The following is a 9,848-nucleotide window of genomic DNA, read 5'->3' as shown; positions in this document are numbered from 1 at the left end:
CATCATCGTCGAGCGGTTCCCATTGCCGCTTCGCAACATCGGTGGCGAAGCGGGTGCCGGGCTCGATGGTTAGTTGGTAAAGCGATATATGCGTGGTGCCAAAGCCGATCGCGCGCGCCAGCTCGGCGTCCCATGCCTCAGGGCTTTGGTCTGGGCGGGCATAGATCAGATCGATACTGACACGGTCGAAATGCCTTTGTGCGGTTTCGAGTGCGACAAGGCTCTCGTCCACCCGATGCGCACGGCCCAGGAAAGCAAGTGTCGCATCATCTAGCGCCTGCAATCCCAACGACACCCGATTGACCCCCGCTGCCGCCAGTTCGGCAAAGCGCGCCGCCTCTACCGAGGAAGGGTTCGCCTCCAGCGTGATTTCAATATCGTCGGCAAAGCCCCAATGCTGTTCTGCTGCATCGATAAGCGCGGCAGCGGTTTCTGGCGGCATCAACGAAGGCGTGCCGCCGCCAAAGAAGATAGACCCCAGCTTGCGGCCTTCGGTCAGTCGCGCCTCATGCGCAAGGTCAGCGAGTAACGCCTCGCGCCAAACCGCTTGGTCCACTTGTTCGCGCACATGGCTGTTGAAGTCGCAATAGGGGCATTTCGAAACGCAAAACGGCCAATGGATGTAAAGGGCGAGCGGCAACTCCATCAAATTGCGGTCGATTCCGCCGGTGGCGTATTGCCCGCCAATCTGTCGAGATAACGCCTGATGTCTTCCGGCCACGCAGCAATGATCGATGCGAAGCCTTCTACATCGTCGCGATACAGCGCGCGCGTTGCCTCTTCAAAGCCCGGGCGATCGCCGCAAAGATGGCTCATGAAGCTGTACATCGCATCGCGGCGCTGACGCAATTTGGGTGCCGCTTCGATTGCTGCATCGACCAGACGGCGAAGGGCCGCCGACGCTCCGCCCGGTTCCGATGATAGCCAGTCCCAGTGCCGGGGAAGCAATGTCACCTCGCGCGCCTTAACCCCCAGACGAGGGCGGCCCGACGCCGGGGCAGGTGCAGATTTCGCAGCATCCCAGAAATCGAGATCTGCCAATTTTCCGGTTTCGTCATCGAACACCAGAATAGCACCCAAGTCGCTAGGATATCGCTCCTCTAGCATCCGGGTCAAAGCTTCGCGGCTGCCGGTGCCAAGCGATGTGTCGCCTAAAAAGGCGGATACAGTTTCGTTTCTGTTGGTCATCCGCTGCTATTATATCCGGATAAAACCCATGTCAATATTATCCGGATAAAATTCAAATCTAATCGAAAATCGCCTCAACCAACTTCCGGAAGGCATCGGCGCGGTGGCTCATCGCGTGCTTTTCAGCCGGATCGAGTTCGGCAAATGTCTGGTCGCGCCCCAGAGGCACAAACACCGGATCATAGCCAAAACCCATCGTTCCGCGTGGCGGCCAGGCGAGCGTGCCCTGAACGCGTCCCTCAAACACTTCCTCATGACCGTCAGGCCAAGCCAATGCGAGAGTGCAGATGAAATAGGCGCTGCGATCAACATCGGGGCCTTGCTCGGCCAGCTTTCCCTCGACCTTGCCCATAGCAAGAAACCAGTCGCGACCCGGCCCACCGAGCGCCTGCGCCTCGAACCACTGCTTTTCGGCCCAGTCGGCGGTGTATACCCCCGGCGCACCGCCCAAAGCCGCGACGCACAAGCCGCTATCATCGGCAAGCGCAGGCAGGTCCGAACTTTGCGCCGAGGCATGCGCCTTTAGCAGTGCATTTTCGGCAAAGGTCGTTCCGGTTTCTTCCGGCTCGGGCAAGCCCAGATCGCCTGCCGAAACCGGCTCGATCCCGAACGGTTCGAGCAACGTACGAATTTCGCGTACCTTGCCAGCATTATGGCTGGCGATGACCAGTTTTCCGGGGGCGAGTTTGCGCCCTGAACCGTTGCCCGTCACTTCACCGCTTCGCTCTGCGCTGCAAAAATCCGGTCACATCCCATGCGGGCAAGACGCAGCAGTCGAAGCAAGGCTTCCTCGTCATAGGTCGCGCCCTCTGCAGTTGCCTGCACCTCGGCGATCTTGCCGCCTTCGATCAAAACGAAATTGGCGTCGGCATCGGCACTTGAATCTTCGACATAATCGAGGTCGAGCACCGGCGTACCGTTGCAGATACCGCAACTTACAGCCGCAACGCGCCCGGTGATCGGGTCTTCCTTGATCTTGCCCTCGGCCATCAGCTTGTTGACGGCGAGACGCAGGGCGACCCACGCGCCGGAAATTGCAGCTGTACGGGTGCCGCCGTCGGCCTGCAGCACGTCGCAATCGAGCGTGATCTGGAATTCGCCGAGCTTTTTGAGGTCAACAACCGCACGCAATGAACGCCCGATCAGCCGCTGGATTTCCTGCGTCCGGCCCGATTGCTTGCCTTTGGCTGCTTCGCGCTGGCCACGCGTGTGCGTAGCTCGGGGAAGCATCGAATATTCGGCAGTCACCCAGCCTTCACCCTTGCCGCGCAACCATGGCGGCAGCCGGTCTTCGACACTGGCGGTGCACAACACCTGCGTGTCGCCGAAACCAATCAGCACGCTGCCTTCGGCATGTTTGGTGAAAGCGGTTTCGATGAAGATGGCGCGCATTTCGTCTGGCGCACGTCCGGATGGGCGCATGTACTAGTATCCTTTGATGGTATTAATGGCGCGGCACTTATCCGAAGATAGCTATGGGAGCAATGCGACCGAGGGAGAAAGTTATGCGCCTGGGTGGCTTGATATCATTTATGACGGCACTGGCTATGACGCCATCGCTAGCTGCGGCGGATGCGGCATCGCCAGAATCCCCTCAAATAGAAAATGCTGACGTGGGTGGTGAAACGCTGCACTACACAATCATTGGCACACGCTTTGGTAACCGGTTCAAATGGACCGTTGGCCCCGACGGTAAGGGTGAAGTTGCTATCCCCTTTTCTATCGGACATTTGATCCCGTCTGCCGAAAATGACTATTACTTCCTGCAAGGCGAGCATCCTATTGATATCGGGGCGGACGGCTATGCCGAACTGCGCTCCGCTTTGGCGCAATTTGTCGAACGCGGTCCGATGCCCTTGACGCTGGATGGCCCGTGGCTTGAATGCCGTATGGCCCGCACATTGGACCTTGGTTCCGCCCAATTACGTTGGACCAAAGATGCCAAGGAAGGGCTGGCTTTTGCAGACTTTGGTTGCCGCAACGAAGATAAGGCTGTGGCAGAGATGTTGGCGCGGTTCGATCAGGCTTGGCAGATTCTCGGCAAGCGCCTGTCTGAACAAGGCGGTAATATCGCGGTTTCCGTTCCCAAAGACAGTAAACCTTTCGAATGGAACGAAACACTGCGCTATGATGAAGTTGGTCCCATGGGGGCCGGTGGTAAGCTGTTTATATTACACCCCGATGGAAAAGGAAAAATCGTAACCGACGGTGATATCAGCTGGTATGCAGACAAGGAGTTGCGCGACCAATATTTCATTCCGACCGGGGAAAGCCGGTTCGACATTGGTCGGGCGGGTTATCTCAAAGTTCGGGCTTCACTGGATGGCGTGATTGCCGGACGTGTCGCACCGATCATAGAGCCTTGGGAAACCGATCCGGATGAACCCAACCGTCGCTGCACGACCGATCAGCCCTTTGGAATTCTGAAGTGGTCGGAGGATAATGACCAAAAAGGCTATCGCTTCGATCGAACATGCTACACCGCCAAGAATGAAGCGATCTGGGCGATGCTGGCACCCATATATCCCCTGATAGCGCGAAATCTGGTGAAGCCTGATTGACACCGACGCAGGGGCTGCGCACATTCCTGTGCAATGGCAATGCACCCCATCTCGGAACTCAATGATCGCACCCGCACGATCTTCAAGGTCGTTGTCGAAAGTTATCTCGAATCCGGCGCGCCGGTAGGTTCGCGCACGCTGTCGAAAGTCAGCGGGCTCAACCTCTCTCCCGCATCGATCCGCAATGTGATGCAGGATCTGGAGGAGGCTGGATTGCTCGCTGCACCACACACCAGTGCCGGGCGGATGCCGACCGAGCAAGGCTTGCGCCTGTTTGTCGACGGCATGATGCAGGCGGCAGAACCCACTGCAGAAGAGCGGCGGGCTATCGAATCGCAAATTGCGGGCAGCGGCCCGATAGAAACGGCACTTGCCGCCGCCACCGCCGCGCTGTCCGGTCTTTCTGCCTGCGCAGGCGTGGTGATGGTGCCCAAGCGCGAGGCGGTGCTGAAACAATTCAGCTTTGCCCGGTTGTCTGCAACACAGGCGTTGGCCATCATGGTTGGAGCTGATGGCAGCGTCGAGAACCGGCTGGTCGATATTTCGCCTGCCGTCGGCGACGGTGCGTTGACCGAGGCGGGCAATTATATCAGCGCGCGCCTCTCCGGCCTGACGCTATCCGAAGCGCTGGCGCGACTCGATGCTGAAATTCGCAGCCACAAAGCCGCGCTAGACCAAGCTAGTGCTGAACTGGTGCGCAATGGTCTTGCGGTCTGGTCGCTCGACGCCAATGACAGGCCAGTGCTGATCGTGCGCGGGCAATCGAACCTTATCGATGAAAGCGCGGCAGCCGATCTTGATCGCGTGCGTCAGTTGCTGGACGAGCTTGAAAACACCGAAGAAATCGCCCGCCTGATCGACAGCGCGCGCGAAGCGCAGGCTACGCGGATATTCATCGGTTCCGAAAATAACCTGTTCTCGCTTTCAGGGTCGTCCGTGATTGCCGCACCCTATCGCGATCAGGGTGGCAAGATTGTCGGCGTGGTCGGCGTAATCGGCCCGACCCGGCTAAACTATGCCCGCATCGTACCCATGGTCGATTTTACCGCGCAGGCGCTCAGCCGCTTGATGAAATGATGCGAGCGCCTATATGCGCCTGCAACAAAGACATTCGGGGCGAATATGAACGACAAGAGCAAACAGGACGCAGCGGTTGAACAGGAACTGGACGGTGTTCCCGAGCATCTGAAGGACGATGCTGGTTCTGCCGACAGCGCCGCGGAAGAACTGAACAAGCTGGCGGCAGAGTTGGAAACCGCGCGGCAGGATATCCTTTATGCACAGGCCGAGGTGCAGAATGTGCGTCGTCGCATGGAAAAGGAAGCCGCCGATGCACGCGCTTATGCCGCCACCGGCTTTGCCCGAGATATCCTGTCAGTATCGGACAATCTGACGCGCGCGCTGGAAGCAATCCCCGCCGAAATGCGCGAGAGCGAGGCGATGAAGCCGCTGGTCACAGGCCTTGAAGCCACCGGTCGCGAACTGGAAAGCGTGTTCGCCAAGCACGGCATCAGCCGCATCGCCGCAATGGGTCTGCCACTCGACCCCAACCAGCATCAGGCGATGGTCGAAATTCCGACCGCAGATGCAGAGCCGGGCACTGTCGTCGCAGAAATGCAGGCGGGTTACATGATTAAGGATCGGTTGTTGCGACCGGCTATGGTCGGAGTTGCCAAAAAACCGGACTAGCTATGTGATGTACTAGGTGCCGCTCTCCCTTGAAAAACGCGCAAAACCGGTTCAGGATTTGCGAATGTGATGCGGGAGTAGTGTTTTGAAATCGCTTGGCTTCTTGGCTTTATCCCTGGTTGCGTTGCCCGCAGCTTATGCGGCGGAAGATTGGCAAAGTCATGTTCCGTCTGGCTGGAAACTGATCGGAGATGTGGCCGAAGCGGATGCTGCGGTTCTGATGATAGAGCAGGATGATCCGGCAAAGCGGATCAAAAATGCCGGGCTCGGGCCGGATGAACTCAACACCAATCCGCGCCGGTTATTGATTCTATCGCGCACTGCTGCTGGTTATAAACGGACCGGTTCAGCGGACAATTTCCTGCCACCCGAAGGGGATAGCGATACACCATGTCTTGCTGATCCGCTCGAAGAGGGCGGCATGGATCTGCGCAACAATGTGCTGACGTTAAATCTCAATTACTGGCTTAGCTGCGGCAGCTGGAGCACGTCCAAGGACAGCTTTAAATTCCGGCTCGAAAATGGCCGATATCGATTGATCGGTTTTGACCGCAGATCCTATGCGCGCAATGGCGGAACGGGTGAGGAAATCAGTATCAACTACCTCATCAACCGGAAGAAGATGACAACCGGCATAAAGATTTTTGAGCCTGAAGCGGACACTCCGGTGACCAAACCGACAGTCGTCTGGACGCGTATCGGGCGACATAAATATTATCTCGACGCGATGGATCGAAAGCAGTGCGACGGGGATGAGAGCGCACCAAGTTGGTGCGGATACTAAGCGGGTTCAACTTCCCTTTCGGAACAAATCGATGCCTGATCGCGTTGTGTGGAACACAAACACGCCGGTTAACAACATACCCAGCACGACCGCAAAAATGTCAAAAGGTGAGAACATCTGGCCGGCCACAGGCCAGTGAATGTTCGCCTCTGGTCCGAGCACAAACATACAGATCGTCAGTACAATCAGCATCATCCTGACCTCGGTCGGTCCGCCGCCCAGATAGGTGAGGTTCATCACGCCGGTGACTCTTGCTGAAATGAAGGTGTGGATCGACAGCAGCAAATAACCGGCCAAACCAAACAAAGCGGTGTCCATCCTCATATAGGGGCTCAGTCCCATACCCAGAATGAAGATCGTGTTGGCGAGTGCATCAAGGCTGTGGTCGATGAAATAGCCATAATTGGGCCGTTCGATCTTGCGGAAGCGGGCGACGCTGCCGTCGAGCGAATCGCCGAACCAATTGAGGCAATAGCCGAAGACGGAAATCCACAACCAGTCGCGGCCCCAGTTGCTTGCGATATAGCCAGCGGAGATCAGGATGGCACCGAAAAAGCCGAGCGCTGTCAGCCGGTCGGGCGTCCACCACATAGGCAAGCGCGCACAAATCCAGTTTAATAGGCGGCGTTCGATGCCTGCGGTCAGATTTTCCTGAATGCGTTTTGGGGCAGTCACTTATTGTCCTTTTTGCCATCCCCCAATGTTGCGCTTTTGTGACAGCGCGCACAAAAGCGCAAGCCGGAAAGCGGGAAGCATTTCCAGCACTAGCCGCACCGTAAAAGCTGGGCTAATCGAATGCCATGGCCACAGCGGCAACTGCATTGGACCGCCAGTCCCCCTGGCGCGACGAGCTTCGCGCGACGCTGGCGCTCGCCTGGCCTTTAATACTCACCAACGTCACGATGGTTCTGATCAATTCGACGGACGTTTTCCTGCTCGCGCGGCTTGGGCCGGACGCTCTTGCGGCGTCCGCAATGGGAACTGGCATATTGTTCGCGATGATGCTCGTCGGTATCGGTATTGTCGTAGCAGGATCGCCATTGATGGCGGCAGAGCTTGGCCGCAAATCCTATTCGGTGCGCGATATCCGCCGCACCTTCCGGCAGTCGATGTGGTCAGCAACGGTTGTCTGCATCCCGATCTGGGCGTTGCTTTGGTTTACCGGTGATTTCCTTGAATGGGCGGGGCAACCGCAAAGGCTTGCCGAAGACACAGGCCAATTCATGCGCGCAATCATGTGGCTCTTGTGGCCGCAGCTGGGCGTTGTTGCGTTGCGCAGCTTCATGGCGGCGCTGGAACTTCCCAAATGGACGATGGTCGCGGGCTCTGCCGCAGTGGTGGTCAACGCCGTGCTCAATTATGGCCTGATCTTCGGCCATTTCGGATTGCCAAGGCTGGAGCTGGTCGGGGCAGGGATCGGCAGTACGTTGACGGGACTGTTCCAGTTCCTGTTTCTGGCTGTCATTGCAATGCGGCACCCGAAATTCCGCCGCTATCACCTCTTTGGTCGCTGGTGGCGCGCCGATTGGCAGCGCTTTGCAACAATTTGGAAACTGGGTTTGCCCATCGGGCTGCATATGGGTTTTGAAGCGATGGTCTTTGCCGCCGCGATTTTCCTGATGGGTTATATCAGCATAGAGGCCGCCGCCGCCCATGCTGTGGCGATCCAGATCGCGTCGATGACCTTCATGGTGCCGATGGGCCTCGCACAGGCGGCGACTGTGCGTGTCGGGCTTGGTTATGGTAGGCGTGATGCGGAGGCAATCCGGCTATCGGGCTGGACAGCTTATGCGTTGGGGGTCGGTTTCATGACTGTGATGGCCATATTGATCTGGACGATCCCAGAAACGCTGGCCGGTTTCTTCCTCGACCCCGAATTGAAGGGTAATGCAGAGGTGCTGCGGCTCGCCGTCTCCTTCCTGATTATCGCCGCCATTTTCCAGATTGTTGACGGGGCGCAAGTGGTGGGTACCGGCATGTTACGCGGGTTGCAGGATACGACCTGGCCGATGCTTTTTGCCGCGTTCGGCTATTGGGCCGTCGGCATCGGTTTTGGCTGCTGGCTCGCCTTTTACCGGGGTTATGACGGCGTAGGCATCTGGATCGGCCTTGCCCTCGGCCTTGGCATTGTCGCCGCATTGGTCCTCAGCCGGTGGCTGATGCGCCACCGGCTGAGACTTGTTCCGACGAATTAGATCGTCTGCGCGCGATTTTCGTCGCGGTGCTTCTTGAGGTATTTCATGAACGGCGTTCCGCCGGTGCCGACATCGGTGTCATTGCCTGCGCCTGACGAAGCCTGCTTGTTGATATAGCTCGCCGCATATTCGAGGTGGCGGGTGCGGAAGCGGGCGACCTGTTCGACACAGGCGTTGAAGGCATCCTTGACCGATTGGTTTTGCGTTTTCGCAAAGTCGCGCAGCGTGCTGGCTTCGCGAACCGCATCGATGAAGGCGCGGTGCTGCGGCGGGCGGTATTGATGTAGCTCGTCGAGAAACTCGCGCAATGGATCGCTTTCGTGCACCACCTGGAACAGCCCGTCCATCGCGGGAACAATCGAGCTTTGCGATCCGGTCTGCCCGCGAAAGGCCTGCGGCTTGCCCGCATATTTGGCAACGCCTTCGTAGATCAGACCTTCGGGCATTGCCGGGTTGTTCTTCCAGCCATGGATGTAAGGGCGCACGCGCTGGTAGTAGATATAGGGATCGCAGCGTTCGGGCATGCGATCGAAATGCGCATTCATGGCATCCCAGACGCTGTTCATGTCAGTCAGCAGTTGCTCGATTTTTACTGCGTCTTGCAGTGCCGCCGCCTCGACCAGTTCGGTCGCCAGCTGCAATGCCCGTCCTGCTTCGGCCTCGATTGCGACATGGACAAGGACGAACCAATTCTCATCCTGACCACCGAGGAAATTCTGGTGCATCGCGATATTGTCGAGGCTGATGCCGCCGCTCTTGTCGAGCCGGTACCAATTGTCGAGGACATAACCCGAATAGGGGAGCAAGGGCGGCAGTCCAAGATGGTCGCCTATCGCGCAAATGGGGATGGCGAGGTTCGCGGGCAAGGTTGTCGGCGCCTCGGCCTCTCCCCAGACATAGGCCTGAACGAGGAAGCTATAGTGGACCATTGCCGTGCGCACCTGTTCGTTGCTGGCACTGGCGAGGAAGGTTGCCATGTCGGGATGGCCAACCTGTTTCAGGAAATGGCGCACGCGGCCTGAAGTAATCAGGTCCGACAGGCTCGTGGCTGCATCCAGCATTTCGTCGAAGCTATCGGGCAACGAAATTTCATCGATTTCATGGGTTGAGAGGTAGCCACGCTCTGCGCTGAGGCCAAAATCTTCAAGTTTCATGGAAGTCTCATAGGCGAGGTGCGGGTTGGGCCACCTCTGCGCATTTGGTATCAAATGAAACTTGTTGGTGCAAGCAATCAGAAAGGCAGGATGCCCACATATTGTTGCAACTCAGGTGCGCCCGGTACCTTCGCGCCGTTCTTCAGTAGGAAGACATGGCGAACGATTTCGGCCTGTTGCTCGATGCCATATTGCTCGAGTTTCCATCCCGGCTTCAGGCTGTAGTCATAGCGGCAAAAGGGGTGGCGCTTCAGCGGCAGGAAAATGCCCTGCTGGT

The 9,848-nt window shown here is 57.7% G+C and carries 11 protein-coding genes and 1 pseudogene; 5 read left to right on the top strand and 7 right to left on the bottom strand.

The features are described 5' to 3' along the window. The 4 genes from Q0239_RS05255 to rph form a co-directional block, all read right to left on the bottom strand. Positions 1 to 646: coproporphyrinogen-III oxidase family protein (locus Q0239_RS05255; RefSeq protein ID WP_298599464.1), on the bottom strand; the 646-nt coding region annotated here is incomplete at its 3' end. Then, entirely contained in the window at positions 646 to 1,188 is a 543-nt protein-coding gene (locus tag Q0239_RS05250; RefSeq protein WP_298599461.1) for a DUF2239 family protein, read from the bottom strand. The genes Q0239_RS05255 and Q0239_RS05250, both read right to left, overlap by 1 nt. A gap of 58 nt (positions 1,189 to 1,246) precedes the next feature. Beyond that, the gene (rdgB, locus tag Q0239_RS05245; RefSeq protein ID WP_298599458.1) at positions 1,247 to 1,900 is read right to left on the bottom strand and encodes an RdgB/HAM1 family non-canonical purine NTP pyrophosphatase; all 654 of its coding nucleotides are present in this window, start codon (positions 1,898 to 1,900) and stop codon (positions 1,247 to 1,249) included. Further along, positions 1,897 to 2,610, bottom strand: a complete 714-nt coding sequence (gene rph / locus Q0239_RS05240; RefSeq protein WP_298599455.1) for a ribonuclease PH — start codon at positions 2,608 to 2,610, stop codon at positions 1,897 to 1,899. The genes rdgB and rph overlap by 4 nt, the downstream gene beginning before the upstream one ends. 110 nt (positions 2,611 to 2,720) lie before the next feature. Between rph and Q0239_RS05235 the strand changes: the two genes are divergently transcribed. The 4 genes from Q0239_RS05235 to Q0239_RS05220 all read left to right on the top strand — a co-directional run bounded on the left by Q0239_RS05235 (position 2,721) and on the right by Q0239_RS05220 (position 6,222). Then, on the top strand, positions 2,721 to 3,749 hold the full coding sequence (locus Q0239_RS05235) for a hypothetical protein (RefSeq protein WP_298599452.1): 1,029 nt from the start codon (positions 2,721 to 2,723) through the stop codon (positions 3,747 to 3,749). A 33-nt stretch (positions 3,750 to 3,782) separates the two neighbouring features. Beyond that, positions 3,783 to 4,826, top strand: coding sequence for a heat-inducible transcriptional repressor HrcA (hrcA, locus tag Q0239_RS05230; RefSeq protein ID WP_298599449.1), 1,044 nt, complete (start codon positions 3,783 to 3,785; stop codon positions 4,824 to 4,826). A 45-nt stretch (positions 4,827 to 4,871) separates the two neighbouring features. Next, positions 4,872 to 5,438, top strand: a complete 567-nt coding sequence (gene grpE / locus Q0239_RS05225; RefSeq protein ID WP_298599446.1) for a nucleotide exchange factor GrpE — start codon at positions 4,872 to 4,874, stop codon at positions 5,436 to 5,438. Positions 5,439 to 5,541: 103 nt separating this feature from the next. After that, entirely contained in the window at positions 5,542 to 6,222 is a 681-nt protein-coding gene (locus Q0239_RS05220; protein WP_298599443.1) for a hypothetical protein, read from the top strand. A 6-nt stretch (positions 6,223 to 6,228) separates the two neighbouring features. Here the strand turns inward: Q0239_RS05220 and Q0239_RS05215 are convergent, their stop codons facing one another. Next, positions 6,229 to 6,897 (bottom strand): CDP-alcohol phosphatidyltransferase family protein, encoded by a 669-nt coding sequence (locus Q0239_RS05215; protein WP_298599440.1) that lies wholly within the window; start codon positions 6,895 to 6,897, stop codon positions 6,229 to 6,231. Between the two features lie 125 nt (positions 6,898 to 7,022). Between Q0239_RS05215 and Q0239_RS05210 the strand changes: the two genes are divergently transcribed. Continuing rightward, positions 7,023 to 8,417, top strand: coding sequence for an MATE family efflux transporter (locus tag Q0239_RS05210; protein WP_298599437.1), 1,395 nt, complete (start codon positions 7,023 to 7,025; stop codon positions 8,415 to 8,417). On the opposite strand, the gene Q0239_RS05205 is transcribed toward Q0239_RS05210, so the two are convergent. Together Q0239_RS05205 and Q0239_RS05200 are read right to left on the bottom strand one after the other, a co-directional pair. Then, entirely contained in the window at positions 8,414 to 9,571 is a 1,158-nt protein-coding gene (locus Q0239_RS05205) for an indoleamine 2,3-dioxygenase (RefSeq protein ID WP_298599434.1), read from the bottom strand. The two genes, Q0239_RS05210 and Q0239_RS05205, sit on opposite strands and share 4 nt — an antisense overlap. 77 nt (positions 9,572 to 9,648) lie before the next feature. Further along, a pseudogene (locus Q0239_RS05200) lies at positions 9,649 to 9,848 on the bottom strand (vgr related protein); the annotation flags it as partial.

The sequence above is a fragment of the uncultured Sphingorhabdus sp. genome (assembly GCF_937872355.1).
GTDB lineage: Bacteria > Pseudomonadota > Alphaproteobacteria > Sphingomonadales > Sphingomonadaceae > Sphingorhabdus_B.
The sequence above is the reverse complement of the archived record's forward strand: the minus strand, read 5'-3'. Positions and strand labels throughout refer to the sequence as shown.

Coding starts and splice junctions, on each gene's coding strand:
- Q0239_RS05250 (WP_298599461.1), bottom strand. CDS start 1,188: ATGACCAACAGAAACGAAACTGTATCCGCCTTTTTAGGCGACACATCG.
- rph (WP_298599455.1), bottom strand. CDS start 2,610: ATGCGCCCATCCGGACGTGCGCCAGACGAAATGCGCGCCATCTTCATC.
- Q0239_RS05235 (WP_298599452.1), top strand. CDS start 2,721: ATGACGGCACTGGCTATGACGCCATCGCTAGCTGCGGCGGATGCGGCA.
- hrcA (WP_298599449.1), top strand. CDS start 3,783: ATGGCAATGCACCCCATCTCGGAACTCAATGATCGCACCCGCACGATC.
- grpE (WP_298599446.1), top strand. CDS start 4,872: ATGAACGACAAGAGCAAACAGGACGCAGCGGTTGAACAGGAACTGGAC.
- Q0239_RS05210 (WP_298599437.1), top strand. CDS start 7,023: ATGGCCACAGCGGCAACTGCATTGGACCGCCAGTCCCCCTGGCGCGAC.
- Q0239_RS05205 (WP_298599434.1), bottom strand. CDS start 9,571: ATGAAACTTGAAGATTTTGGCCTCAGCGCAGAGCGTGGCTACCTCTCA.